General features: G+C 71.3%; 21 protein-coding genes. 11 read left to right on the top strand and 10 right to left on the bottom strand.

All coding sequences use genetic code 11. The annotated features are described in order from the left end of the window. Window positions 1-11 precede the first annotated feature (11 nt). Window positions 12-1,433, top strand: coding sequence for an acyl-CoA carboxylase subunit beta (locus ACFYY8_RS31035; protein ID WP_390047046.1), 1,422 nt, complete (start codon window positions 12-14; stop codon window positions 1,431-1,433). 253 nt (window positions 1,434-1,686) lie between these two features. On the opposite strand, the gene ACFYY8_RS31030 is transcribed toward ACFYY8_RS31035, so the two are convergent. After that, window positions 1,687-2,181, bottom strand: a complete 495-nt coding sequence (locus ACFYY8_RS31030) for a DUF3145 domain-containing protein (RefSeq protein ID WP_352016376.1) — start codon at window positions 2,179-2,181, stop codon at window positions 1,687-1,689. A 201-nt stretch (window positions 2,182-2,382) separates the two neighbouring features. On the opposite strand from ACFYY8_RS31030, the gene ACFYY8_RS31025 reads away from it, so the two are divergent. The 4 genes from ACFYY8_RS31025 to ACFYY8_RS31010 all read left to right on the top strand — a co-directional run bounded on the left by ACFYY8_RS31025 (window position 2,383) and on the right by ACFYY8_RS31010 (window position 6,960). After that, window positions 2,383-3,435, top strand: a complete 1,053-nt coding sequence (locus tag ACFYY8_RS31025) for a S8 family serine peptidase (protein ID WP_390047044.1) — start codon at window positions 2,383-2,385, stop codon at window positions 3,433-3,435. A gap of 61 nt (window positions 3,436-3,496) precedes the next feature. Then, entirely contained in the window at window positions 3,497-4,072 is a 576-nt protein-coding gene (locus ACFYY8_RS31020) for an RNA polymerase sigma factor (RefSeq protein ID WP_390047042.1), read from the top strand. Further along, window positions 4,069-4,536: a hypothetical protein gene (locus tag ACFYY8_RS31015; RefSeq protein ID WP_390047040.1), complete on the top strand. Its 468-nt coding sequence runs from the start codon at window positions 4,069-4,071 to the stop codon at window positions 4,534-4,536. The genes ACFYY8_RS31020 and ACFYY8_RS31015 overlap by 4 nt, the downstream gene beginning before the upstream one ends. A 3-nt stretch (window positions 4,537-4,539) precedes the next feature. Continuing rightward, entirely contained in the window at window positions 4,540-6,960 is a 2,421-nt protein-coding gene (locus ACFYY8_RS31010; protein ID WP_390047038.1) for a CHAT domain-containing protein, read from the top strand. Here ACFYY8_RS31010 and ACFYY8_RS31005 read toward each other — a convergent pair. From ACFYY8_RS31005 to ACFYY8_RS30990, 4 genes are all read right to left on the bottom strand, one after another. Continuing rightward, window positions 6,900-7,712: a sulfurtransferase gene (locus ACFYY8_RS31005; protein ID WP_390047037.1), complete on the bottom strand. Its 813-nt coding sequence runs from the start codon at window positions 7,710-7,712 to the stop codon at window positions 6,900-6,902. The genes ACFYY8_RS31010 and ACFYY8_RS31005 overlap by 61 nt on opposite strands. Next, complete coding sequence (locus ACFYY8_RS31000; RefSeq protein ID WP_390047035.1) at window positions 7,709-8,842, bottom strand: alkaline phosphatase family protein; 1,134 nt, start codon at window positions 8,840-8,842, stop codon at window positions 7,709-7,711. The genes ACFYY8_RS31005 and ACFYY8_RS31000 overlap by 4 nt, the downstream gene beginning before the upstream one ends. Continuing rightward, window positions 8,839-9,429, bottom strand: coding sequence for a DUF5998 family protein (locus ACFYY8_RS30995; protein ID WP_390047032.1), 591 nt, complete (start codon window positions 9,427-9,429; stop codon window positions 8,839-8,841). Before ACFYY8_RS30995 ends, ACFYY8_RS31000 begins: the two co-directional genes overlap by 4 nt. 165 nt (window positions 9,430-9,594) lie before the next feature. Then, window positions 9,595-12,255 (bottom strand): GNAT family N-acetyltransferase, encoded by a 2,661-nt coding sequence (locus tag ACFYY8_RS30990; protein ID WP_390047030.1) that lies wholly within the window; start codon window positions 12,253-12,255, stop codon window positions 9,595-9,597. Between the two features lie 185 nt (window positions 12,256-12,440). Here ACFYY8_RS30990 and ACFYY8_RS30985 point away from each other — a divergent pair, with 185 nt between their 5' ends. Then, window positions 12,441-13,334 (top strand): sugar kinase, encoded by an 894-nt coding sequence (locus tag ACFYY8_RS30985; RefSeq protein WP_352016367.1) that lies wholly within the window; start codon window positions 12,441-12,443, stop codon window positions 13,332-13,334. 48 nt (window positions 13,335-13,382) lie between these two features. On the opposite strand, the gene ACFYY8_RS30980 is transcribed toward ACFYY8_RS30985, so the two are convergent. Then, the gene (locus ACFYY8_RS30980; protein ID WP_390047390.1) at window positions 13,383-15,473 is read right to left on the bottom strand and encodes a RecQ family ATP-dependent DNA helicase; all 2,091 of its coding nucleotides are present in this window, start codon (window positions 15,471-15,473) and stop codon (window positions 13,383-13,385) included. A gap of 174 nt (window positions 15,474-15,647) precedes the next feature. Here ACFYY8_RS30980 and ACFYY8_RS30975 point away from each other — a divergent pair, with 174 nt between their 5' ends. Next, window positions 15,648-16,271 (top strand): GNAT family N-acetyltransferase, encoded by a 624-nt coding sequence (locus ACFYY8_RS30975; RefSeq protein WP_390047028.1) that lies wholly within the window; start codon window positions 15,648-15,650, stop codon window positions 16,269-16,271. 315 nt (window positions 16,272-16,586) lie between these two features. Then, the gene (locus tag ACFYY8_RS30970; RefSeq protein WP_390047027.1) at window positions 16,587-19,073 is read left to right on the top strand and encodes a DNA topoisomerase (ATP-hydrolyzing) subunit A; all 2,487 of its coding nucleotides are present in this window, start codon (window positions 16,587-16,589) and stop codon (window positions 19,071-19,073) included. Between the two features lie 201 nt (window positions 19,074-19,274). On the opposite strand, the gene ACFYY8_RS30965 is transcribed toward ACFYY8_RS30970, so the two are convergent. Together ACFYY8_RS30965 and ACFYY8_RS30960 are read right to left on the bottom strand one after the other, a co-directional pair. Beyond that, window positions 19,275-19,655 (bottom strand): VOC family protein, encoded by a 381-nt coding sequence (locus ACFYY8_RS30965; RefSeq protein WP_390047025.1) that lies wholly within the window; start codon window positions 19,653-19,655, stop codon window positions 19,275-19,277. A gap of 174 nt (window positions 19,656-19,829) precedes the next feature. Next, window positions 19,830-20,147 (bottom strand): hypothetical protein, encoded by a 318-nt coding sequence (locus tag ACFYY8_RS30960; RefSeq protein ID WP_390047023.1) that lies wholly within the window; start codon window positions 20,145-20,147, stop codon window positions 19,830-19,832. A 165-nt stretch (window positions 20,148-20,312) separates the two neighbouring features. Between ACFYY8_RS30960 and ACFYY8_RS30955 the strand changes: the two genes are divergently transcribed. Then, complete coding sequence (locus ACFYY8_RS30955; protein WP_352015876.1) at window positions 20,313-20,807, top strand: carbonic anhydrase; 495 nt, start codon at window positions 20,313-20,315, stop codon at window positions 20,805-20,807. A 65-nt stretch (window positions 20,808-20,872) separates the two neighbouring features. On the opposite strand, the gene ACFYY8_RS30950 is transcribed toward ACFYY8_RS30955, so the two are convergent. After that, window positions 20,873-22,945: a type IIA DNA topoisomerase subunit B gene (locus ACFYY8_RS30950; RefSeq protein WP_390047021.1), complete on the bottom strand. Its 2,073-nt coding sequence runs from the start codon at window positions 22,943-22,945 to the stop codon at window positions 20,873-20,875. 240 nt (window positions 22,946-23,185) lie between these two features. On the opposite strand from ACFYY8_RS30950, the gene ACFYY8_RS30945 reads away from it, so the two are divergent. Both ACFYY8_RS30945 and ACFYY8_RS30940 read left to right on the top strand, forming a co-directional pair. After that, a complete protein-coding gene (locus tag ACFYY8_RS30945) occupies window positions 23,186-23,416 on the top strand; it encodes a hypothetical protein (RefSeq protein WP_390047019.1) in 231 nt (76 codons plus the stop codon). Window positions 23,417-23,635: 219 nt separating this feature from the next. Beyond that, the gene (locus tag ACFYY8_RS30940; RefSeq protein WP_390047017.1) at window positions 23,636-24,376 is read left to right on the top strand and encodes a YaaA family protein; all 741 of its coding nucleotides are present in this window, start codon (window positions 23,636-23,638) and stop codon (window positions 24,374-24,376) included. Between the two features lie 61 nt (window positions 24,377-24,437). Here the strand turns inward: ACFYY8_RS30940 and ACFYY8_RS30935 are convergent, their stop codons facing one another. Continuing rightward, window positions 24,438-26,069 carry an RNA polymerase sigma factor gene (locus tag ACFYY8_RS30935; RefSeq protein WP_390047015.1) on the bottom strand — a complete coding sequence of 544 codons (1,632 nt, stop codon included), beginning with the start codon at window positions 26,067-26,069 and terminating at the stop codon, window positions 24,438-24,440. Between the last annotated feature and the right edge of the window lie 82 nt (window positions 26,070-26,151).

Raw genomic sequence — 26,151 nt, 5'->3', positions numbered from 1 at the left:
AGGAGCCCGTGATGACTGTGCTCGACAACAGGGTGGTGAACGACGCCTCCGACAAGGAGGCCGCCGATCCCCGCGATCCCCAGGTGCGTCTGGCCGCCCTCCTCGACGAGGGATCGATCAGGCTGATCTCTCCTGTGGACCGCAGCGGGGCGCTGGCGGCGATGGGCCGCGTTGAGGGCGTCCCCGTCGTGGTCTTCGTCAGCGACGCCCGGATGCAGGGCGGCGCGATGGGCAGCCAGGGGTGCGAGCACATCGTGCACGCCTACGACGTCGCGGTCCGCGAGCGGGTCCCGGTCATCGGCGTGTGGCACTCCGGCGGCGCGCGGCTCGCCGAGGGCGCCGAGTCGCTGCACGCGGTCGGCCGTGTCTTCGCCGCCATGACCCGGGCCTCCGGGGTCGTCCCGCAGCTCTCCGTGGTCGTCGGCCCCGCGGCGGGCGGCGCCGCCTACGGCCCCGCGCTGACCGACATCGTGATCCTGGCCGACGAGGGCCGCATCTTCGTCACCGGCCCCGACGTGGTGCGCAGCGTCACCGGCGAGCAGATCGACATGGCCGCCCTCGGCGGCCCCGAGCCGCACAGCAAGCGCAGCGGCGTGGTCCACATCGTCACCAAGACCGAGACCGACGCCTACCTGCAGGCCCGCCGTCTGGCGGTGCTGCTGGGTCACCAGGGCAGGGTCCGCGCCGACCTCGACGAGGTCGACTTCTCCGACCTGCTGCCGGACAACCCCCGCCGCGCCTACGACATCAAGCCGCTGGTCAAGGGTCTCCTGGACGAGCCCGGAGTCGAGCTCCACGCCAAGTGGGCGCCGAACGTCGTCACCACACTCGGCCGTCTCGGCGGCCGGACCGTCGGCGTCGTCGCCAACAACCCGATGCGTCTCGGCGGCTGTCTCGACGCCACCTCGGCGGAGAAGGCCGCACGGTTCGTCCGTATGTGCGATGCCTTCGGCGTGCCGCTGGTCGTGCTGGTCGACGTCCCCGGCTACCTGCCCGGCGTCGGTCAGGAGCACGACGGCGTGGTCCGCCGCGGCGCCAAGCTCCTGCACGCCTTCGCCGAGGCCTCGGTCCCGCGCGTCACCCTGATAACCCGCAAGGCGTACGGCGGCGCCTACATCGCGATGAACTCCCGCTCCCTGGGCGCGACCAAGGTCTTCGGCTGGCCGACCGCCCAGATCGCGGTCATGGGCGCGGTCGCCGCGGTGCGCATCCTGAAGCGGCGCGAACTGGCCGCCGCCCCCGAGGACGAGCGCGCCGCGCTTGAGACCAGGCTCGCCGAGGAGCACGAACTCCTCGCGGGCGGGCTCCAGAGGGCCATCGAGATCGGCGTCATCGACGAGGTCATCAAGCCCGAGGAGACCCGGGGCGCCATCGCCAAGGTCCTCGCCCAGGCGACTCCGGCCCGGGGCGCCCACGGCAACATCCCGCTGTGACCTGATCCCGCCGTCACATCACGCTTCTGCGACGCCCCCGCGCGGCTCACGCCGCCGGGGGCGTCGTGCTTTCCCGCGGTTCCGGGACGACCTGCGGCGGCGGCCCCGGACGGCGCCGCGCCCGCGCAGGACCTCACCCCGGGAGGGAGCGCGGGCGGGTGCTCCGCCGCCCGTTCGGGGAAGCGCTCTCCGGGGGCGAAGCCGTAAGGGGAGGGGGCGCCGGGGCGGTCACCGTCCGTGACGGGCCGCCGGGTCACACCGCGGCGTGCAGCCAGCGGACCGGGGCGCCCTCGCCCGCGTAGCGGAAGGACTCAAGCTCGGCGTCCCACTGTTTGCCGAGCATGCGATCCAGCTCCTCCTCAAGGACCACCCTGCCCTGGCGGGCCATCAGCATGGCCGAGCGCAGCCGGTCCTCGGGGATCAGGATGTCGCCCGCGGCCCCGATCACCGCCGTGAAGGCGCCGAGTGAGGGGGTATAGGCATTGCGTGACCCGTCGGCGCCTGGTGTGGCGTCCTCCGTGATCTCGAAGCGGATCCGTTGCCAGCCCATCAAGGACGAGGTGATGGCCGCCGCGGTTCCCGGCCGCCCCTCCCACTCGGCCTGGGCGCGCACGTGACCGGGCGCGGCGGGCTGTGGAGTCCAGGTCAGGTCTACGGGCACGCCAAGAACACCCGCGACCGCCCATTCGATATGAGGGCACAGCGCAGGCTGAGCTGAGTGGACGTAGAGCACGCCACGAGCAGACACCGGACCTCCCGTTTCGTACGAGGTGCGCCTTCCCCAACGGCCTCGCCAGGATGATCACAAGTGACTGAAGGAAGACTACCGTCGGTTGTGACGCCGCACCAGAGGGGGGTCATACCGAGATGTTGCGACACGCAGACGCGTCTGCGGCATCCTCTGAAAGGAAAACACCCATCGACCTGGTGATCAACCCTGGAGTACCGGATGGACGCCGACATCACACGTGTGGAGCCCGTCGCGGGAGTGATCTCCCTGATCAGGCCCGGCCAGTTGCTCACCGACGCCCTCGGCGCGGAGGCCGCCGAGCGGTGGACGATCGCGGTCGCCGAGACCGACGGAGTCTTCCGTGTACGACTCTCGCCCGGCGTGGACGTGTGCGAACTGGCGGCCACGCTACGTGACCAAGGTCACAGTGCGTCACCCAACCACGTGCTGGTCGGCCAGCCCCTCTTCTTCGGCGGCCCCGCCTCACGCCCCTTCCCCGTCGACCCCGTCCCCGCGCCGGGAGGAACCCCGGGGAGCGGGGTGACCGTCGCGGTCGCCGACACCGGTCTCGCCCCGCATCCCTGGTGGCGGGAGCGGACCTGGTTCGGGGAGGGACGGCAGGAGACCGAGGCCCCCGACACCGACCGCGACGGCCTGCTGGACCCCCAGGCGGGGCACGGCACCTTCGTCACCGGCCTGGTGCTGCGCTCGGCCCCCGGGGCACGGGTGCGCCCGCTGCGGGTGCTGGACGGCCGAGGTCTGGGGGACGAGGCGGCGCTGCTGCGCGTCCTGGGCAGGCTCGCGAACGATCCGCCGCAGGTGCTCAACCTCTCCCTCGGCTGCCACACCTTCGACGACAGGCCCTCCCCGCTGGTCGAGACCGCGCTGGCCGGGCTGTCCTCGACCGCCGTCGTCGCCTGCGCGGGCAACACGGCCTCGACCCGCCCGTTCTGGCCCGCCGCCCTGCCCGGGGTGGTCGCGGTGGGCGCGCTCGACGCGGCCGAGCAGGCCAGGGCGCCGTTCTCCGCGCACGGCCCGTGGGTGGACGCCTGGACACGCGGCGAGTGGCTGCGCAGCGCCTTCCTGTCCCATGGAGCGTTCCGCGGCTACGCCGGATGGAGCGGGACCTCCTTCGCCGCGGCCGTGGTCAGTGGAGCGATCGCCGCCGCGATCGGGGAGCGCACCCCGAAGGAGGCGGCGGCCCACGTTCTCGATCCCGCCCGCAACCGGCAAATTCCGGATCTGGGGGTTGTCGTGCCCACACCAAGGTAAAGTCTCACGCAAGGTCTTCACGCGAACACGGAGTGTGTTCGCCGTGGTCTCGGAGGCGCCGGTGAGTGACCAGCAGACGATCGACGCCGCGCTGGCAGGCGACCAGGCCGCGTGGGACGCGCTGGTGACCCGCTTCTCCGGCAGGCTCTGGTCGGTGGCCCGTGCCCACGGCCTGAGCGCGGCGGACGCCGCGGACGTGGTGCAGGGCACGTGGCTGCGGCTGGTCGAGAGCCTGCACACCATACGCGACCCCGAGCGGATCGGCTCGTGGCTGCTCACCACGGCCAGACGTGAGGCCTCTCTCCTGAGCAGGCGCACCCGGGGCGAACGGCTCGTCGCCGACCCCGCCGCCGCCGAGCGGGCCGAGCCCGGCCCCGCGCGGGCCGACCACGCCGTCCATCCCGATCCGGCGTTGACCGTGCTCTCCGCCGACGAAGGCCGCCGGCTGTGGCGCACCGTCGAGACGATGCACGAGCCCTGCCGTTCGCTGCTCCTGCTGATGGCCACCGCGCCGGACGCGGGGGTCCACCAGCTCGCCGTACGGCTGGGCATGCCCAGCGGCAGCTACGGCCCCACCAGAGGGCGCTGTCTGAACCGGCTACGCACCATGCTCACCGCCCAGGAGGCGCAACCGTGACCACCCGCCATCCCCCCGCGATCGACGACGAGTCCCTGGTCGCGGCGCTCCGCCTGGCCGCGGGCAAGGATCCCGTCCCGGCACACGTCCTCTCGGCGTCCAGGGCGGCCTTCGGCCTTCGGGTGCCCGGCGCCTCGACCGCGGTCCCGGTGTCCACGCCCGCCCCGGCCGGCGTGCGGTCCGCCGAGGGGGCACGGCTGCTGCGCTTCAGCGTCGCCGGTCTCGTCGTCGAGCTGGAGATCGTCCCCGTCGACGGTCTGGTCGACCTGGCGGGACAGGTCTCCCCCCTCCCCGAGGCCGGCACGACGGTCGAGGTGCGCACCCCCCATCTCACCGCGTCGCGTGAGCTGTCCGCGACGGGCCAGTTCGCCGTCACCGGGCTGCCGCCCGGCTGGTTCAGCGTGGTGTGCAGGCGTCCCGGCCACGGCCCGGTCGTCACCAGCTGGACCCGGATCCGTCCCTAGGTGGTGCCGGACGAGGCGGTCGCCGCCGCGGAGCTGGCTCTGGAGACGTCCGGCAGTGACCCCGCGCGAGCCGGAGAGCTGGCACGTGAGGTGCTGCGCTCGGCGACGGTCCCCGACGAGGCCGCCACGATCGCCCATCGGGCTCTGGCTCTGGCCGCCAGGGAGCTGGGAGACCTCCCGCTGGCCGAGAGCCATCTGAGCAGGGCCGTCGGCATCGCGCTGGCGGCGGGGCTGCGGCACAGGGCCGCCCAGGCCCGTCTCTCCCTGGTCCACGTCAACGCCGAGCTCGGCCGTCCCACACAGGCCCTCACCGTCGCCGCCGCGGCCGAGCCGTACCTCAGGCCGGTCGAGGTGGCCAAGCTCGGGGTCCATCGGGCGGTGGCCCTGGCCAGACTCGGCCGTTACGCCGAGGCCGCCGACCAGTGTGACCGGGCCGTCGGCCTGCTGGAGGAGGACCCCAGGTTCCTCGCGGGGGCGCTGTTGAACCGGGGACTGGCGCGGGTCTTTCTTGGAGAGTTCGAGGCGGCGGAGTCCGACCTGGCCCACTGCGCCGAGCTGGCCGGCCGGGCCGGTCTTGACCATGTGGTCGCCCTCGCCGAGGGGAACCTGCCCTTCCTCGCCGCGCGGCGCGGCGATCTGCCCGCCGCCTTCGCCGCCTACCGGCGCGCGGAGGACAGCCTGTTCGGCTATCCGGAGCGGCTGGCCACGATGCGTTGCGACCTGGCCGAGGCACTGGTCGCCGCCCATCTGCCGGGCGAGGCGCGGGTACTGCTCGACCTGGCGGTGCCCGAACTCACCGCGGCGGGCGCGCAGGGCGCCCTGGCCGAGGCCCTTCTGCTGCTGGCCAGGGCCGAGTTGCGCACGGGTGAGCCGCACCGCGCCCTGCAGACCGCCGAGCGCGCGGGTGCCGCCCTGACCGCGCAGGAACGCGCCGCCCTGGTGCCGCTCACGACGGAGATCGCCCTGAGGGCCCGGCTGGCTCTCGGCTCACCGACCCGGGAGTCGCTCACCGAGTTGCTCTCCTGTGCCGATGACCTCGACGAGGCCGGGCACGCGGAGGTCGCCGGGGAGCTGAGGCTCACCGCCGCCGAGGTCGCGCTGCTGGTCGGCGACCGCGCGGTCGCCGACGGCCAGCTCGACCGGCTCGCCCGTGGTCCCGGGGTGGTCTCCCGGCACGCCTCGGCGCTGACACGGGAGCTCGCCGGAGACAGGCGCGGGGCGTTCGCAGAGGTCAGGGCCGGCCTGTCCGAGGTCGCCGCCCGTACGGCCACCGCGGAGGACCCTCGGGTCCGTGCCCACGCGGCCAAGGCCGGTGAACCGCTGGCCGGATTCGGGCTCACACTGGCCCTGCGCACCGGGCGGGGCCGTACGCTCCTGGCCTGGGCCGAGCGGTGGCGGGCCGTCGCGGGTGGGTCTGGACGGTCGCGGGTCCCCGGCGTCGGGGAGCTCCGGGCGGCGCTCGGTGACGCGGTCCTGGTCGAGTTCGCCAGGAACGGCGACGAACTGGTCGCCGTCGCGGTCTCGCCCGAGCGGGTCTCGCTACGCCGTCTCGGCTCCTTCTCCGCCGTGGCGGAGGCCGTTGTGCGGCTCAGGTACGGCCTGCGCAGGGCTCATCTGCGCGATGGGCGGGCGGCCGGCGTCGCCGGGGAGGCGGCCCTGCTCGAACGTCTGCTGTTCGATCCCCTGTCGGGGATCCTGGGTGACAGGGCACTGGTGGTCGTGCCGACCGGGGCGCTGCACACCCTGCCGTGGCCGGTCCTGCCGTCGAACTCCGGGCGCCGGGTCTCGGTGGCCTCCTCGGCCGCTGCCTGGCTGGCCGGCGGGCGGGTGCGGGCCACGGGGGCGGGGAGGGTCGTGGTGGCCGCCGGGCCGGGGCTGCGGCACGCCGAGGCGGAGGCGGAGATGGTCGCCGCCCGTCATCCCGGTGCCGAGCGGATCGCGGCGCTGCGTCCCGAGGTGGTCACGGCGCTGCCCGGGACCGAGGTCGCGCACCTGGCCGCGCACGGCATGTTCTGCTCCCGCAGCCCGCTGCTGTCCGGCATCGATCTTGAGGACGGCAGGTTGATGGCCTACGACCTGCTTCGGCTGCGCGTTCCGCCCAGGTTGGTCGTGCTTTCGGCGTGTGACGCCGGGATGGCCCATGCCCCCGCGGACGGAGCTCCGCTGGGGCTGGCGGGTGCCTTCCTGTCGCTGGGGACGCAGTGCGTGGTGGCCAGCCTGGTACCGGTACGCGACGAGGAGACCCTCGACCTGATGACGGTCTTCCACGAACTGCTGGCCGCAGGCCACTGCCCCGCCCAGGCGCTCGCCACGGCGAATGCGAAGACGGGGGTGGCCGGTTTCGTCTGCCTGGGGTACGGCGATCAGCCGGTGGCGACGGGCCGTGCGGGGTCGGCGACCCAGTTGGACCAGGAGCCGACGTAGAGGGCTGCCGGGATGCCCGCGACGTCGAGCGCCAGCACCTCGTGGGCGGCCGTCACGCCTGACCCGCAGTAGGCGCCGACCCGCACGCCGGGGACCGCGCCGAGTGTGTTGAACCGCTCGCGCAGGAAGTCGGGCAGGTGGAAACGCCCGGAGGGGTCGACGTTCTCTCCGGTGGGGGCGCTGACCGCGCCGGGGATGTGCCCCGCGACGGGGTCGATCGGCTCGACCTCTCCCCGGTAGCGCTCCGCGGCGCGGGCGTCCAGCAGAACGCCGTCCTTGGCGAGCTCGGCGGCCTGGTCCGCGTCGAGCACGGGCATCCCGCCGGGGTCGGCGGTGAAGTCGCCCTGAGCTGTCTCCTGGTCGCCCTCGGCGAGAGGCAGCCCCTCGGCGGTCCACCCGCGCAGGCCTCCGTCCAGGACCCGGACGTCCGGGTGGCCGAAGTGGCGCAGCGTCCACCAGGCCCGGGCGGCGGCGGTCGAGTCGGCCTCGTCGTAGACCACGACCGTACGGGAGCCGGAGACGCCCAGGCGGCGCATGGCCTCCTGGAAGTGCTCGGCGGAGGGCAGCGGGTGACGGCCCCCCTCCCCCGCGGGGGCGGCGAGGTCGGCGTTCAGGTCACAGAAGACGGCGCCGGGGATGTGCCCCTCGCGGTAGGAGTCGACCCCCGGCGGACCGCCCAGCTTCCAGCGGACGTCCAGGATCGTCGCCCCGGTCAGGGCGGACAGCTCGGACGGGGTGATCAGCGGGCTCATCGGGTGCTTACCTCCAGCAAGGGAACATGCTGCTCCGCGGTGGTCAGGGAGCCGTGGACGCCGACGAACGACGACTCGAACGGCTCCCTGACCGAGGCGATGATCGCGCAGTCGGTGTACGGCACGGCCAGGACGTCGCCGATCCTGAGCAGCCAGTCCGGCCGCACCTGGGGCCCGAACCAGCCTGACTCGACGGCTTCCTGCCGGGAGACGACCCACGCCCTGCCCGCCAGGAGCTCACGCCAGGTGCTGAGCACGGCCTGTGTGGCGCCTGGGACGGTGTAGATGTGCCTGACCCGGGTGTCGCCGCCGAGCAGGGCCACGCCCTCGCGCAGCGCGGCGCAGCGTTCCTCCGGGCCGTCCAGGTCGATCAGCTCGGTGACGTTGACCATGCCGTGGTCGGCGGTGACGTACATCGCGGCCCCCTGCGGGAGGATTCCCGCGAGCCGTTCGGCGAGTTGGTCGACGGTGGCGAGCCGGTCGAGCCACTGCGGGGAGCCCCAGCCGAACCGGTGGCCCGCGGCGTCGAGGTCGCCGTAGTAGACCGTCACGTGGGAGCGGGGGCGGGCCAGGGCCACGCGCGCGCCCTCGACCCGGTCGTCGAGCGTGTCGGCTCCGAAGAAGTCCGTGCCCCGGTAGACGGCCCGGTTGAACGCGGTCGGCCCGAACTCGGACGGGGCGACGTAGCTCACGGAGACGCCGGCCGCCGCGGCGCGTTCGAAGACGGTCGGGGTCGGCTGCCACTCGTCGGGCGGGACCGTCGGGCCCGCCGAGGTCCAGCGCAGGCAGTTGAGCAGGTGGCCCGTGCCGGGCATGGCGAGCTGGTAGCCGAGCATGCCGTGCTCGCCCGGCGGCAGACCGGTGCCCAGCGTGCCGAGGCTGGTCGCGGTGGTCGCGGGGAAGCCCGCGGTGAGCACCCTGGCCCGTCTCGCGGACAGGAACGGGGCCGCCTCGGGGTGGGCGTCGAGCAGTTCGGCGCCCAGGCCGTCGACGAGGAATATCAGGACGTGCCGGGCGGCTTCGAGCCCCAGCGGGTTGCCATGGCCCTCCACCCCGAGCACGGCCAGCAGTGAGCGGGACAGGTCGGCCAGGGAGGCCGTTCCGTACGCCGGGAGCAGCGGGGCTGTCATGAGGCGACGTGGGCGGTCGCCTCGGAGAGCGCCTTGGCGAAGGCCAGCACGTGTGAGACGGCCTCGGGACCGTCGGCCGCCTCGCTCACCCTCAGGGACAGGTCGTCGGCCGTGATGGCGCCGGTGTATCCGTGGTCGGCCTCGCAGTTCTCGTCGCCGCAGGTCGCGGGCTCGAGGTCCACGTGGGAGATGGCCCCCCAGCCGATGGTGAGGGTGACCTCGTTCGGCGGCACGCCCGGCACGTACGAGGCCGGGTCGGGGACGACCCTGGTCACGGCGACCGACTGGATCCTGCTCAGCCGCACGGCCTCGGTGGTCGTCGAGGCGTGTGAGACCGAGACCCCCTCGACCGGTGAGTGCTCGTCGGTGTGGCAGACCAGCAGGCGGGTGGGGGTGAGCACCAGGACGGTGACGTGTCTGCGCACCTCCATGGCCGGGTCGAAGGTGGCCTCGTGGTGCACCACGTAGGCGCTCACCTGCTCCTTGCCCAGGGCGGAGTCGACCGCGTCGGCGACCAGGTCGGGATAATAGCCGCTGCGATCGATTGCCTCGCGCAGACCGGCGGCCGAGAGTCGGGTTTCCCTCATGGGTCCATCCTGCCCTGTCCCGGGTGGCGCTTTCACCTGGAGCCCGTGAGGTTCGGCCATCGGCGAAAAGACGCTCCCCGCGAAATGCGGTTTCCCTGAAGTGGCTAAGCGGTTAATTCGGTTTTTGGCGTTAATTGCATTGGTAAGGCGGTGGCGGGGTTTTCGTCACCACCCACGCCCCGCCCAGCCGAGACGGCGCGGCCCCGCGTCCACCCGCGGTCCGTGCTGACTGCTCAGTACGGCGCGCGCCCCGAGAACGATCACCTCCGACTCCCCGACCAGCACCGGATCGAGGTCGAGCCTCGACACCTCGGGAAGGTCGTCGGCCAGCCGCCCGACCCGGACCAACAGCTCCTCAAGCGCCTCGACCGCGACCGGCGGGTAGCCGTACTCGCCGAACAGCAGCGGGGCCGCGTGTGGCGACCTGACCAGCGCCGCGGCGTCCTGCGAGGTCAGCGGCGCCAGGCGGTAGGCCTCGTCGCGCAGCAGGCGCGCGGTGACCTCGCCGAGCCCGAAGGAGACGACGGCGCCGAAGGCGGAGTCCTCGATGACGCTGACCACGGTCGGCACCGCGGGCTGCGGGACCATCCGCTGCACCGCGAGCACCGCGCCCCGGCCGAGTTGTTCCTTCAGCCCCGCGAAGGCCTCGCGCACCCCGTCCGGACCGGTCAGGCCGAGCCGTACGGTCCCCGCGCGTTTGGCCGCCTCCGGATCGGCCGCCTTCAGCACCACCGGCCAGCCGAGCCGTTCGGCCGCCTCGACGGCCTCCTCGGGGGAGTCGGCCACCTCCGCGGGCCACACCGTCAGCCCGTAGCAGGCCAGCAGTTCGAAGGGGTCGATCTCGACGTCCTCCTCCGGCCCCTCGCCGTTCCCGGCCCGCTCCAGCCTGGACAGCACCAGCCGTCGTGCGGCGGCGGTGTCGACGCCCTCGATCTCCTCGGGTACGCCCGGGGACCGTTTGCGCCAGCGGGCGTGCCGTACGGCGTGGGCCAGGGCGCGGACCGCCTCCTCGGGAGCGGCGTAGGACGGGATCGAGCCCCGTTCGGGCACCGCGCCGGTCCGCAGCCCCGGCGGCACGCCGACCCTGCCCTCGAAGGTGGCCAGCACCGGCTTGCCGCAGTCGCGGGAGACCCTGAGCAGTTCGGCCGCGACCTCGTCCGCCGGGCCGGGGATCGGCGGCATGTAGACGACGACGACCGCGTCCACGTCCTGGAGCACCGAGGTCAGCGCGGCGCCGAACTCGGCCGCCCCCGCCCTGGCGCCGAGGTTGACCGGCGGCGCCGGGTCGAGCCCGGCCCGCACGCAGGCGTCCGCGGCGAGCAGCGCGAGCGCGTCGGAGTTGCTGACCAGGCCGACCCTCGACCCCTTGGGCAGCGGCTGGTAGGCCAGCAGCTGCGCGACGTCGAACTGCTGGATCAGGTCGTCGACCCGGATCACCCCGGCCTGCTCGAACAGCGAGCTGAGCGCGGTGTCCGGCAGGCCGAGCACCGGCGCCGCGTGGCCCCTGGGCACGTTCTGGGTGGTGCCGCCGCTCTTGACGACCACGATCGGCTTGCGCCTGGAGATGCGCCGTGCCAGGCGGGCGAACTTGCGGGGGTTTCCCAGGGACTCCAGGTAGAGCAGGATCACATCGGTCCTGGGGTCCTCCTCCCAGTACTGCAGCAGGTCGTTGCCGGAGACGTCGGCCCGGTTGCCCGCCGAGACGAACGAGGAGATGCCCATGCCCCGCTGGGCGACCCGCTGCAGCAGCGCGGTGCCCAGGGCGCCGGACTGGCTGAAGAAGCCGACCCTGCCGTGGCCGGGGACGGTCGCGGCCAGCGTGGCGTTCAGCCTGATCGCGGGGTCGGTGTTGGCGATGCCCAGGCAGTTGGGGCCGACGACGCGCAGGCCGTACGCGCGGGCGATGCGGACCAGTTCGTCCTGCCGCTCCCTTCCCTCCGGGCCGGTCTCGCCGAACCCCGAGGAGACCACGACCAGCCCGCGCACCCCCTTCTCCGCGCACTCCTTGACCACCTCGATCACCCCGTCCGCCGGTACGGCCAGCACCGCGAGGTCCACCTCGCCGTCGATGGCCGTCACGCTCGGGTAGGCGCGCACCCCGGCCACCGCCCGCGCCTGGCGGTGCACCGGGTAGACGGGGCCGGTGAAGTCGGCGGCGAGCAGGTTGCGCAGCACGGTCTGGCCCACGCCGCCCGGTTCCCTGCCCGCGCCGACGACCGCGATCGACCCCGGCGAGAGCAGTCGCTCGATGGAGCGGGACTCGGCCCGGTGCTCACGTGAGGCGGTCACCTCCTGGGAGGTCTCGGTCGGGGTCAGGTCGAGGATCATCCGTACGACGCCGTCGGCGAAACGGCTCTGCGCGGTGTATCCGGCCTGCTGGAGCACGGCCGTCATCTTGCGGTTGGCGGGCAGCACGTCGGCGACGAAGCGGGTGATGCCCCGTTCCCTGGCCGTCTCCGCCAGGTGTTCGAGCAGCACCGAGGCCACTCCGCGTCCCTGGTGGGCGTCCTCGACGAGGAAGGCGACCTCCGCCTCCCCGGGATCGATCCGGTCGTAGCGGATCACCGCCACCATGTCGGCGCCGATCGTCGCGATGAGCGCGACACGGTCGACGTAGTCGACGTTGGTGAACCGGGTGACCTCACGCTCGGAAAGACGGGGTCTGGGGCCGAAGAAACGGAAGTAGATCGACTCCTCGGAGAGCCGGGAGTAGAACGAGCGGAGCCGGTCCGCGTCGGCGGGCCTGATCGGTCGTACATGGGCGGTACCGCCGTCGGAAAGGACGACGTCCGCCTCCCAGTGAGCGGGATACTGAGCAGCCTCCACAGTCCTGAGAGTAAACGTCAGACGCGTAAGCCGGATCAGCAGGGCGGTTCGTACCCTGTTCACGCAACGCTTGTGCATCGACTATGGCGCGCTATCCGGTCCGGACCCCATACCCTGGCCGGAAGCTGTTAAGTTTTTCGCGGCTAGAGGCACGTCAGCATCGAAGGCAGCAAGGCGGTGACATCATGACGCGGGTGGTCGTGGTGGGCGATCTGATGACCGATGCGGTCGCACGCGCTCGCTACCCATTGGCACGAGCCAGCGACACCCCGGCGATCGTCACCATGCACGGCGGCGGCTCCGGGGCCAACATAGCCTCCTGGCTCGCGGTCGAGGGGGCGGAGGTGGCCTTCATCGGGCGCAGGGGCGCCGACATCACCGGCCGTAACCGCGACATGGAACTGATGGGCTACGGGGTCGACGCCCGCCTTGTCATGGACCCCGAACGGCCTACCGGAACCTGCGTCGTGCTCGTCACCCACAAGGGCGAGCGCACCATGCTGTCCGACCCGGGTGCCAACGCCGCCCTCTCGCCGGAGGACCTGCCCCGCGACCTGTTCACCCAGGGCGCTCACCTGCACCTGTCCGGTTACACCCTGATCAACGAGGGTTCCCGTGAGGCCGGTCTCGCCGCCCTGGAGATGGCCCGCCGCTCCGGGATGTCGGTCTCGGTCGACTGCTCCTCCTCCGCCCCGCTGGAGCGGACCGGCGCCGAGCCGTTCCTCGAATGGACGCAGAACGTCAAGCTGCTCTTCGCCAACGCCGACCAGGCCAAGGTCCTGACGGGCCGTGACGACCCCGCCGCCGCCGCCAAGGTGCTGACCGCCTGGTTCCCGCAGGTCGTCGTCAAGCTCAGCGACGAGGGCGCGCTGTGGTACACCAACGGCCGCGCTGAGCCTGTCCAGGTGCCCGCCGAGGCCGTCGAGCGCGTGGTCGACGGGACCGGCGCCGGTGACGCCTTCACCGCCGGATTCCTGCCCGCCTGGCTGGAGAACAAGCCGCCCGCCGAGTCTCTCGCCGCCGGCTGCCGCCTGGCTGCCAAGGCCATCTCCCACCTGGGCGCCCGGCCCCGCCTCTGACCGCTCCTTCTCGGGGTACGGCCCGGCACGGGCCGTACCCCTGTTCGTCTACGCCGTGACCGCGAGGGTGAGCGGAAGCACCGCGGGGGCCCCGGCGTGGCGGAGCATGGCCGCGGCCAGGGTCAGGGTCCAGCCGGTGTCGAGACGGTCGTCGACCAGCAGCACCGGCCCGCCCGTCCGCGCGACGGCCTCGGTCAGCGCTGAGGGCATGGCCAGCGTGGCACGGACCGCCTGGACCCGCTGGGCGCTGTTGAACTGGCGGCCGGGAGCCCCTCGGCGGTATCCCAGCTCTCCCAGGTAGGGCAGGCGCCCCACCTGGGCCAGCCGCTCGGCCAGGCTCCCGACGAGCCGGGGGCGGCTCGTGGAGGGGATCGCGACGACCGCGGCCGGGCGGTGCCGCCACTCCCAGTGGGACAGCACCGTGACCACGGCGGCGAAGACGTCGTCGGGGATCGGGCCGTCGGGGGCGCCGTCGGCCAGCAGCCCGCGCAGCCTGTTGCCCCAGCCGATGTCGGTCAGCCTGCCCAGCGCCCTGCCCGGTTCGGCTCCCAGCTCGGGTTTGATGCGCCCCTTGAGGTCGCTCAGCCCGCTCGGCCACTGCTTGCGCGCCTCGATCTCTACTCCGGGGCGGTTCAGGCTCTCCGCCGCCCGCTCGACCGCCCGCGCGTCGACCTCGGGCGAGCGGTGCGCGCCGGTGCAGTTGTCGCAGCGTCCGCACGGCGTGGCGGTCTCGTCGTCGAGCCGTCGCCTCAGGAACCACTCACGGCACTCGGTGGTCTCCAGGTAGTCGAGCATGGCCCGCTGCTCGGCCTCGCGTTCGGCCGCCACACGGGCGTAGCGGCCCGCGTCGTAGGCCCACTCCTCGCCCGTCGCCTCCCAGCCCCCCTTGACCCTGCGCACCGCGCCGTCCACGTCGAGGACCTTGAGCATCGTCTCCAGCCTGCTGCGGCTGAGATCGACCCGGTTCTCCAGGGCCGCGGTCGACAGCGTCCCGCCCTCCGACAGGGCGTCGAGCACGGCCCTGACCACGGGCTCGGGAGGAAAGGCCAGCGAGGCGAAGTAGGCCCAGATCTCCCGGTCCTCGGCGCCGGGGAGCAGGATCACCTCGGCGCGCTCGACCCCGCGACCGGCCCTGCCGACCTGCTGGTAGTAGGCGACCGGGGACTGCGGCGCGCCGACGTGGACGACGAAGCCGAGGTCGGGCTTGTCGTAGCCCATGCCGAGGGCCGAGGTCGCGACCAGCGCCTTGACCTTGTTGTCGAGCAGGGCCTGCTCGGCGGCGAGCCGTTCCGCCTGCTCGGTCTGTCCCGAGTAGGACAGCACCTCGTGCCCCTGCTCGCGCAGGTAGGCCGCGACCTCCTGGGCGGCGGCGACGGTGAGGGTGTAGACGATGCCGGAGCCGGGCAGCTCGTGCAGCGTCTGGGCGAGCCAGGCCAGGCGCTGCTCCGGGCCGCGCAGCCGTACGACGCTCAGGTGGAGGCTCTCACGTTCGAGGGCGCCGCGCAGGACGAGGGTCTCGCCGCCGGAGTGCGCGTCGTCGGCGCTGAGCTGCTCGGCGACGTCGTGGGTCACCCTGGCGTTGGCCGTCGCCGTCGTCGCCAGGACCGGCACGCCCTCGGGCAGCTCCTGGAACAGCGTGCGCAGCCTGCGGTAGTCGGGCCTGAAGTCGTGGCCCCAGTCGGAGATGCAGTGTGCCTCGTCCACGACGACCAGGCCCGCGCTCTCGGCCAGCTCGGGCAGGACCCGGTCGCGGAACTCGGGGTTGTTGAGCCGTTCCGGGCTGACCAGGAGCACGTCGACCAGGCCCTCGGCGACCTGCCCGTAGATCTGCTCCCACTCCTCGGGGTTGGCGGAGTTGACGGTGACCGCGTTGATCCCGGCCCGCTCCGCGGCGGCGATCTGGTTGCGCATCAGGGCCAGCAGGGGGGAGACGATGACCGTGGGGCCCTCGCCGAGCTCACGCAGGAGCGCGGTCGCGATGAAGTAGACCGCTGACTTGCCCCAGCCCGTCCGCTGCACCACGAGCACCCGGCGCCGGTCCACGACCAGCGCCTTGATGGCCTCCCACTGGTCCTCACGCAGCCGGGCGTGCTCACCGGCAAGGGCCCGCAGCCGCTCCTCGGCCTCTTCACGCAGCATCTGCTCTTCGCTCACCGGCCTATTGGTACCAGGTCGGGGTGACCGTTTCACTCCGCCCGCCCTTACCGGCGAAGCGAGCATTCGGAGCGTCCTTCTCCTTTCCCCACGGAGCGGCCTCCGTCTCCGTTCAACGGGCCGACCTGGTTCCACGTCGTGGTTTGATGCATCTCAGCTATGGACGTCACAACGTGGTACCTCGAACAGACCTCGCGCTCGGACCTGCTCCCCGCCGGACGGCCCGCGATCGAGGTCGGCATCGTGCGCGCCGAGGTCGTCTCCCCCGAGTTCAGCAGGTTCCTCTACACGGCCGTCGGAGGCGACTGGCAGTGGACGGACAGGCTGCGCTGGACCTGGCGGGAGTGGGAGGACCTGCTCGGGGGCGGCGTGGAGACCTGGGTCGCCTACCACAGGGGCACCCCCGCGGGCTACGCCGAACTCACGCCCGGCCGGGACGCGTCAGTCGAGATCACCTGTTTCGGCCTCATGTCCTGGGCGGCGGGCAGAGGGCTCGGCGGTCGTCTCCTCGAGGTCGGCACGGCCCGCGCCTGGGACTTCGCCGACCGTCACGAGGACCGCGAGCCGACCCGGCGGGTGTGGCTGCACACCTGTTCCCTCGACGGCCCGCACGCCCTGGCCAACTACCGGGCACGGGGTTTCCGTGTCTACGACGTCAGACATGGCGCTCCCGGGGACGAGGACGAGGGGGCCACCCCCGGTCCCTGGCCCGGAGCGGGTCCCCGCTCCCCCACGGCCGAGGGCCCGCGAGGCGGCGACCGCCGGGAGTGTCGGCCACGGTGAGTATGGTGGCGAGACCCCACACGATGTACGGTCACGTCGATCGGGACGAAGCCCCCGATGCCCGCCGGCGACCGCCGGCGACCGGTCCCGCCACCACCGAGGAGGCGCCTTCATGATCTCGCCCCCCACGCGGGCGGCAGGGGCGTGTCACCGCACTCCGCGAGGTGCCGCCCGGCGGCTGGCCCGTCACGGGCGCGCAGGACGGCCGCGCCCCGGCACGCAGGCCTGAACCGGCCACCCGTCACACCACGAGGACTAAAAGGAGGATGCGCTCTCCCTCGGCAGAAAACCGAGGCGCCCGCGCAGGAAAAACAGATGGCCCGACGGACGACCACACCCCCGACCGACGGTGACTTCGAGGAGCGGATCGTCGACATCGACGTCTCCGCCGAGATGCGCACCAGCTTCCTTGAGTACGCCTACTCGGTCATCTACCAGCGTGCGCTGCCGGACGCCAGGGACGGCCTCAAGCCGGTCCAGCGCCGCATCCTCTACTCCATGAGCGAGATGGGCCTGCGCCCTGACCGCGGGCACGTGAAGTCGTCGCGGGTCGTCGGTGACGTGATGGGCAAGCTGCACCCGCACGGCGACAGCGCCATCTACGACGCGCTGGTCCGTATGGCGCAGCCGTTCTCGATGCGACTGCCCCTGGTCGACGGGCACGGCAACTTCGGCTCCCCCGACGACCTGCCCGCCGCGATGCGTTACACCGAGGCGAGACTGGCCGCCGCGGCCATGTCGATGGTGCAGTCGATCGACGAGGACACCGTCGACTTCAAGCCCAACTACGACGGGCAGGAGACCGAGCCGACGGTCATGCCCTCGGCGTTCCCGAACCTGCTGGTCAACGGCGCCACCGGCATCGCGGTCGGCATGGCGACCAACATGGCGCCGCACAACCTGGTCGAGGTCGTCGCCGCCGCCCGCCACCTGATCAAGAAGCCGGACGCGACGCTCGACGACCTGATGCGTTTCGTCCCCGGCCCCGACCTGCCGACCGGCGGCACGATCATCGGCCTGGACGGCATCCGCGACGCCTACGCCAAGGGCCGCGGCACCTTCAGGATGCGCGCCAAGTGCACCGTCGAGCAGGTCAGCCCCAGGCGCAAGGGCATCGTCGTCACCGAACTGCCCTTCAACGTCGGCCCCGAGCGGGTGGTCACCAAGATCAAGGAGCTGGTCACCGCCAAGAAGCTCCAGGGCATCTCCGATCTGAAGGACCTCAGCGACCGGCACAAGGGCCTGCGCCTGGTCATCGAGATCAAGAACGGCTTCATCCCCGAGGCCGTGCTTGAGGAGCTGTACCGGCTGACGCCGATGGAGGAGACCTTCGGCATCAACAACGTGGCGCTGGTCGACGGCGAGCCGCGCACGCTGGGCCTGCGCGAGCTGCTCCAGGTCTACGTCGACCACCGCATCGACGTCACCAGGCGCCGCTCCCTGTACCGCAGGCGCAAGCGGGAGGAGCGCCTGCACCTCGTCGAGGGCCTGATCATCGCCCTGCTCGACATCGACCGGGTCATCCAGGTCATCCGTTCCTCCGACGACTCCGGCCAGGCCCGCCAGCGGCTGATCGAGTCCTTCGCGCTGTCGGAGACCCAGGCCGTCTACATCCTGGACACCCCGCTGCGCCGCCTGACGCGCTTCGACAAGCTGGAGCTCGACCGGGAGAAGGCGACCCTGGAGGCGGAGATCGCCGAGCTGAGCGAGATCCTCGCCTCTGAGACCAAACTCCGCAAGGTCGTCTCCGACGAGCTGGCGCAGGTCGCCAAGACCTTCGGCACGCCGCGCCGTACGGTTCTGCTGGAGTCCTCCGGCGTCGCCAGGAACGTCTCGGTGCCGCTTGAGGTCGCCGACGATCCGTGCCTGGTGCTGTTCTCCTCGACCGGCCTGCTGGCCCGTACGGCCGACGCCTCCCCGCTGCCCGCCGACGGCGAACGCGCGGCGCACGACGTGCTGGTGTCCGTGGTGCGCAGCACGGTCAGGGGTGAGGTCGGCGTGGTCACCAACCAGGGCCGGATGATCCGGATCCAGGTGGTGGACCTGCCGACGCTGCCGCCGACGAACAGCCCGCCGTCGCTGTCCGGCGGTCATCCCGTGTCCGAGTACGTCACCCTTGAGCAGGGTGAGACCGTCGTCGGCATCGGTTCGCTCGACCCCGAAGGTCCCGGCCTGGCCCTGGGCACGGCTCAGGGCGTGGTCAAACGGGTCGTCCCCGACTATCCCGCCAACCGTGACGACTTCGAGGTCATCGGGCTGAAGGAGGGCGACACCGTGGTGGGAGCGGCCGAGCTGACCTCGGAGGACCACGACCTGGTCTTCATCACCTCCGACGCCCAGTTGCTGCGCTATCCCGCGACGAGCGTCCGCCCGCAGGGCCGTCCCGCGGGCGGTATGGCGGGCATCCGCCTCGACGGGGACGCCCGGGTGATCTGGTTCGGCGTGGTCGACCCCGCCCGTGAGTCCAGGGTCGTGACGATCGCGGGCTCCTCGACCGCGCTGCCGGGGACCCAGATCGGCGGCGCGAAGATCTCCGACTACGCCGAGTATCCCCCCAAGGGCAGGGCGACCGGTGGCGTGCGGGCCCAGCGTTTCCTGAAGGGCGAGGACGTCCTGCTGCTCGCCTGGGCGGGTCCCGCCCCCGTGCGCGCCGTCTCCACCGTCGGCAAGCCCGTCCCGCTCCCCGAGGAACTGGGCCGCCGCGACGGATCGGGCCTGCGTCTCACGCACACCGTGGCGGCCGTCGGCGGCTCTCTCGGCGCCTCAGACGATCCGTCGGAGGACGAGACCACCCGGGACTGAGCCCTCCGATCCCGGTCTGTCGTTCCCCCGGAGGAGGGCCCCGCGCCCGTCCTCCGGGAGCCCTCTCCCGCCCTCACGGCCCGCAGGGCGGGAGTTCTCCCAGAAGATGACCTTTGCCCCCGGCGAGCGCCTCTGCGAGCCTGGAGGGCCCGTCAGGGCCGTTCTCACCCCTCGTTTTCCCGGCTCCGGCGACGCGGGCCTTCACCCGGTGTGGGAGGGCTCTCCAACGCAGAGGCAGAACGGATGCCCCACCGGGTCGAGGAAGACACGAAAACTGTCGTCCTGGCTCGGCTGGTAGGCGTGCTTGGCCGCGCCCGCCGCGAGCACGGCGGCCTCCCCCTCGTCCATGTCGTCCACGGTGAAATCGAGGTGGAACTGCTGAGGGATCTCCGCGCCGGGCCAGCGGGGCGGCCGGTAGTCCTCCGCGAGCTGGAAGCACAGCCGGCTCCGTCCGTCGGTCAGAACCACCCAGTCGTCCTCGACCGAGGACACCTCCCAGCCCAGGACGGCGCCGTAGAAATCGGCCAGGCTCTTCGGATCCGGACAGTCGAGGACGACCGACCTCATACGCGCGATTGCCATGATCCCTCTCAGAAAACACCAACGACGAAGTTACGCCAGTGTCCTTCCCTTGGGCATCGGCGCCACACCGACACTCGACGGGCCTCAGCCCCGCCGAAGCCGTACGGCCAGGCCCCCACCCGGCCATACGGCGAAACGCACCCCCGCGCAGACGGAGTCGGCGGACTCCGGACCTCAGACGGACGAGGTGTGCAGGGCGAACCTGACCGCCATCAGCAGCTGCCAGGGTTCGCCCGACTCCCAGGAGCGGATGAGCCGCGCGACCTGCTCGCCGGGCTGAAATTCGCCGAGGCCGTGGGGGCCGAAACACCCCGCCTCCGCGAGCACCTCGACCAGCGGATCGTCGTCGCCGAGAGACTCGGTGTAGACCGCCGCATCGAGCAGCGCCAGCGCCGAACGCGCGTTACGGCCCTCGTCGTGGGTCTCCACCCGGTCCAGCCTCCGCCTGGCCTGCGCACGCAGGTATTCGGCCATCGATGCGATCCTGCTCATGATCCCCCCAAAATCCCGAACTTCGCGTCACGACATCATCACCCATCGTGAGCGGAGATGGCGGAGTCTTCCCTGAGCGAACGAAGAAGACCGCCCCGGAAGGCATCAGGAAAGCCGCATGAGGGATTATCAATCCATAGTTTCCGCCGACCGAAAGGTTTTTGCGTGGGTGCCTTCGACGATCTTCTGGCCGCGAACGAGGAGTTCTCCGCCACGTTCACCGACTCCGAGCTCACCGGTACGGCAGCCCGCGGCCTCGCTGTCGTCACCTGCATGGACTCGCGAATCGACCCGCTCGGGCTGTTCGGCCTGAAAGCCGGAGACGCGAAAATCCTGCGTAACGCGGGCGCCCGGGTGACCGACGACGTGCTGCGGACGCTGGTGCTCGCGGTCTACCTGCTGGGCGTCAACCGGGTTCTCGTCATGCCGCACACCGACTGCGGCATGTCGAAGGCCACCGACGACGACGTGCACAAGCTCGCCGCGCAACACGGCGTCGACACCCGCAGCCTGGAGTTCCACACCGTGCCCGACCAGAGCGCCGCTCTGCGTCACGACCTGACGCGTATCAGGACCAGCCCGTTCCTCCCCGAGGGACTGGCCATCGGTGGCGCCGTCTACGACGTGCACACCGGGAAGATCATGCCTGTCGAGGTGTGAGAAGAGGGCCGGCTCCGTCCGGAGCCGGCCCTTCTCATCTCAGACACCCATGTGTCCCAGGCGCCTCAGGCGTCGATGTGGTCGCGGTCGACCTCGGCCGCGCTGCCCACGATGAACTCCCTGCGCGGGGCCACGTCGCTGCCCATCAGGAGGTCGAAGATGCGCTCGGCCTCCTGGACGTCCTCGATCCTGACCCTGCGCAACGTCCTGCGCCTGGGCTCCATGGTGGTCTCGGCCAGCTGGTCGGCGTCCATCTCGCCCAGGCCCTTGTAGCGCTGGACCGGGTCCTTCCAGCGCTTGCCCCGGCGCTCCAGGTCACGCAGGACCCGGTGCAGTTCGGCGTCGGAGTAGCAGTAGACGTACTTGTCCTGACCGCGTCCCGGGTTGGTGACCTCGATGCGGTGCAGCGGCGGAACCGCGGCGAAGACCCGGCCCGCCTCGACCATCGGCCTCATGTAGCGGTGGAAGAGGGTCAGCAGCAGGCATCGGATGTGCGCGCCGTCGACGTCGGCGTCGGCCATCAGGATGATCTTGCCGTAGCGGGCCGCCTCGATGTCGAACGAGCGTCCCGACCCCGCACCGACCACCTGGATGATCGCGGCGCACTCGGCGTTCTTGAGCATGTCGGCGACGGACGCCTTCTGCACGTTGAGGATCTTGCCGCGGATCGGCAGCAGCGCCTGGAACTCCGAGTCGCGGGCCGCGCGGGCGGTGCCGAGCGCCGAGTCACCCTCGACGATGAACAGCTCGCTGCGGTCGACGTCGTCACTGCGGCAGTCGACCAGTTTGGCCGGGAGCGCGGAGTTCTCCAGGGCGGTCTTGCGCCGCTGGTTGTCACGGTGCTCACGGGCGGCGATCCTGGCCTTGGCCGCCGCGGCGATCTTCTCCAGCACCGCGCGCAGCTGCTGTTTGGCGCCGCGGGGCGGATTGGTGAAGATCTCCCTGAGGTCCCGGGAGACGACGTGGGCGACGATCCTGGAGGCGGCCGAGGTGCCGAGGACCTCCTTGGTCTGCCCCTCGAACTGGGGCTCGGGAACCCGCACCGTGACGACCCCGGTGAGGCCTTCGAAGATGTCCTCCCTGGTGACCGGGGCGTCGCCGTTCTTCAGCAGCCGGGTCTCACGGAGCAACTCGTTCAGCGTGCGGACCAGGGCCCGCTCGAGGCCGTTGACGTGGGTGCCGCCCTTGGGGGTGGCGATCACGTTGACGAAGGACCTGACGGTGCTGTCGTAGCCCTTGCCCCAGCGCAGCGCGACGTCCACGGTGAGCTCACGCTGCACCTGGGTCGGCGTCATGTGCCCGAGCTCGTCCAGGACGGGCACGGTCTCGTGGAAGTGACCGGAGCCCTGCAGGCGCAGCACCTCGCACACGGCCTCGTCGCGGGCGAGGAACTCGGTGAACTCCGAGATGCCGCCGTTGAAGCAGAACTCCTCCTCCGCGGGCTCCTCGCCGCGGCTGTCACGCACGGCCAGGGTCAGGCCGGGGACCAGGAAGGCCGTCTGACGGAGCCGGACGTGGATCTCGTCGAGGGAGACCTCCGCCTCGGGCAGGAAGATCTGGTGGTCGACCCAGAAGCGGACACGGGTGCCGGTGACGTCGCGGGCCAGCGGGCCGCCGTCGCGCAGACCGGACTTCTTCTTGAACTTGGCGCTCGGCCCGTCGCCGTCGAAGACGCCGGGAACGCCCCTGCGGAAGCTGATCTCGTGGACCCGGCCGTCGAGGTCGACCTCGATGTCAAGACGGGAGGACAGGGCGTTGACCACGGAGGCACCGACGCCGTGCAGACCACCGGAGGCGGCGTAGGCGCCACCTCCGAACTTTCCTCCGGCGTGCAGCTTGGTGTAGACCAGCTCGACTCCGGCCAGGCCGCTCTTGGGCTCGATGTCCACCGGAATGCCGCGGCCGTTGTCACGCACCTCGATCGAGCCGTCGGCGTGCAGCTCGACCTCGATGCGGGTGCAGTATCCGGCCAGGGCCTCGTCGACCCCGTTGTCCACGATCTCCCAGAGACAGTGCATGAGACCGCGGCTGTCGGTCGACCCGATGTACATGCCCGGGCGTTTGCGGACGGCTTCAAGACCTTCAAGCACCGACAGATGGCGCGCCGTATAGCCCTTCTCCGCGCTAACTGCGGTCACACCCACTCCCACTCTGCTCGAACACGTGTGCGCAGCTTACCGTTCTTCCCGCCGCGACGGGTACAAGCTTCTCACGCGAGCACCACGGCGTTACACCGAGTGAAAAGTCCGTTACCTTCCGGCACTTTCCGCTCTCGGCGTAGCCGGGGGCCGGTTGGGAAGCCTCGCATCCGGTTAGATGTTGTCTCAAGTGACTGACGCCAGATCCTCCACACAAGGGGATGACCTGAAAGGCGATACGTGACTGGAACACTCGCCCCCACCAAGCAGCTGACGGCCACGGACCGCTGTGACCGGTGCGGCGCCCAGGCTTACATCCGCGCGACCCTGCCCGCAGGTGGGGAGCTGCTGTTCTGCGCCCACCACGGGCGGCAGCACGTAGCCGTGCTCAGAGACAAGGGCGCCGACATCCAGGACGAGTCGGCACGCCTCAGCGACACCCCCTCGACCGCCAGCAACGACGAACGATAGAGACCGGCAGGTCCGGTGGCGACACCGGACCGACGCCTCGGGTACGGCCGTTCCCGTGAACATCCCGTCCCGTGGCCCGGCTTGACCCATCTCAGATATTTCCGCCGCGTGCTCCGCTCCAGTGCCATCGGAGCGGAGCACGCGGTCTTTCTCCACCGGCTCCCTCGGGGGAGGCGTCGGGCCTCGTCGGCGTGCCCCGCCGCGTTACGCTCGGCGACTGTGTTGATTCTGCTGCCGCCATCCGAGGGAAAGGCCGCGCTGGGCGACGGCCCCGCCCTCGACCTGTCCCTGCTGAGCTTTCCTTCCCTGACCGCCTCCAGGCGGAAGGTCTTGGGCACGCTCGTCACCCTGTCCGGAAAACGCCAGGCGCAGGACGTGCTCGGCCTGTCCCCTGGGCAGGTGGGTGAACTCGACAAGAACCGGCAGCTGAGGACCGCCGCCACACTGACGGCGGCGGAACTGTACACCGGCGTGCTCTACGACAATCTCGGCCTGGCCTCACTGTCTCCAGGCGCCGCCGAACGAGCCGCCGGAAACCTGCTGATCTTCTCCGGCCTGTGGGGCCTGTTGCGGATCACCGACCGGGTGCCTCCCTACCGCCTGTCGATGGGTGTACGGCTACCGCCGCTCGGCGCCCTCGGACCCTACTGGCGCAAGGCGATCACCCCGGTCCTCGACGCCGAGCCCGGCCTGGTCGTCGACCTGCGTTCCAGCACCTACGCGGCGGCCTGGCAGCCGGGGCAGCGGGCGGTCGGAGTGCGGGTCCTCAAGGACGGCAAGGTCGTCAGCCACATGGCCAAGGCGACCCGGGGCGTGATAGCCCGGGCGCTCCTGGAGGGTGGTGTCGATCCGCAGACGCCGCAGGAACTGGCCAAGGTCCTGGACGAACTCGGCCACACCGTGACGCTCGGCCCCGTTCCCGGCGGCAGGAAACCCTGGGCCCTCGACGTCACCACCTGACCTCGCGGGTCCGGGCACGGAAAAGGCCGCGCCATGCGGCGCGGCCTCTCACCGTGAGCGATCAGTCCAGGTAGTCGCGCAGGACCTGAGACCTGGACGGGTGACGGAGCTTGGACATGGTCTTGGACTCGATCTGGCGGATGCGCTCCCGGGTGACCCCGTAGACCTTGCCGATCTCGTCCAGCGTCTTCGGCTGCCCGTCGGTCAGCCCGAACCGCATCGAGACCACGCCCGCCTCGCGCTCGGACAGCGTGTCCAGCACGGAGTGGAGCTGCTCCTGCAGAAGGGTGAAGCTGACGGCGTCCGCCGGAACGATGGCCTCGGAGTCCTCGATGAGGTCACCGAACTCGCTGTCGCCCTCCTCACCCAGCGGGGTGTGCAGGGAGATCGGCTCGCGGCCGTACTTCTGGACCTCGACGACCTTCTCCGGGGTCATGTCCAGCTCGCGGGCCAGCTCCTCGGGAGTGGGCTCGCGCCCCAGGTCCTGCAGCATCTGCCGCTGCACCCGGGCCAGCTTGTTGATCACCTCGACCATGTGGACCGGGATGCGGATCGTCCGCGCCTGGTCGGCCATCGCCCGGGTGATCGCCTGCCGAATCCACCACGTGGCGTAGGTGGAGAACTTGTAACCCTTGGTGTAGTCGAACTTCTCCACCGCGCGGATCAGGCCCAGGTTGCCCTCCTGGATCAGATCCAGGAAGAGCATGCCCCTGCCGGTGTAGCGCTTGGCCAGTGAGACCACCAGACGCAGGTTGGCCTCGAGCAGGTGGTTCTTGGCGCGGCGGCCGTCCTCGGCGATCCACTCCAGCTCGGCGCGCACGTCGACCGGCAGCCGGTCTCCGTCGGTGCCGAGCTGCTCCTCGGCGAACAGGCCGGCCTCGATGCGCTTGGCCAGCTCGACCTCCTGCTCGGCGTTGAGCAGGGGAACCTTGCCGATCTGCTTGAGGTAGTCCTTGACCGGGTCGGCGGTGGCGCCCGCCGCCGCGACCTGCGGCACGGGGGCGTCATCGTCGTCGTCGGACAGGATGAGGACCTCGTCCTCGTTCTGCCTGACGGCCTCGACCTTGGGCTCCTCCTCCGTCTCGGCTTCTGTTTCGGCCTCGGCCTCGATCTCCACGTCGACTTCGACCTCGGCCTCGAGGTCGAAGTCCTCGATCTCGACGTCCTCGAGGTCGATGACCTCGTCGTCGTCACCGGAGACCTGCTTGGGCTTCGGCTCGGCCTTGGGCGCGGGGGCGGCCGCCTCGGGGGCGGGCTTCCTCGGCGGGGTGGGAACCGGCTTCTTCGCCGACGGCGCGATCTTCCTGGCCGGGGGCGCGGGCTTCTTTGCCACCGGAGCGGGCTCGGAGCCGCTGACGACCGCCGTGACGGTCTCGGGCTGCTCCTTGGCCGCCGCGGCGGTCTTCGTCTTCTTGACCGGGGCGGGAGCGGCGGGGGTACGACGCTTGGTCGAAGTCCGGGACTTCTTGGGAGCCGCGGAGTCCTCAGCAGTCAGCCGTACGGTGATGCCCTCTTTGCTGAGGCTGCGCAGAATCCCTGCGACCTGCGCCATTGGAATGTCCGCTTCCTCGACGGCCTTGCGGACATCCTCGGACTCGAGGAACCCCTGCGAGCGCCCCCGCTCCATCAGCTGCTGAATGACGGGCTCGTTCAGCTCGGATGGCTTCGAGCGAGTCGAACTTGCAGGCGACACGAACACCTCTCGAAGGAAAGCGTGACGAGAATGGACCAAGGTGCCCACTAGGGGCGGAACCTCTAGTTGTTGATGAACGAGG

It is taken from the genome of Streptosporangium sp. NPDC001559, assembly GCF_042893955.1.
Lineage (GTDB): Bacteria > Actinomycetota > Actinomycetes > Streptosporangiales > Streptosporangiaceae > Streptosporangium.
Note: the sequence above shows the minus strand (reverse complement) of the source record. Positions and strands in the feature narration are given on the sequence as shown.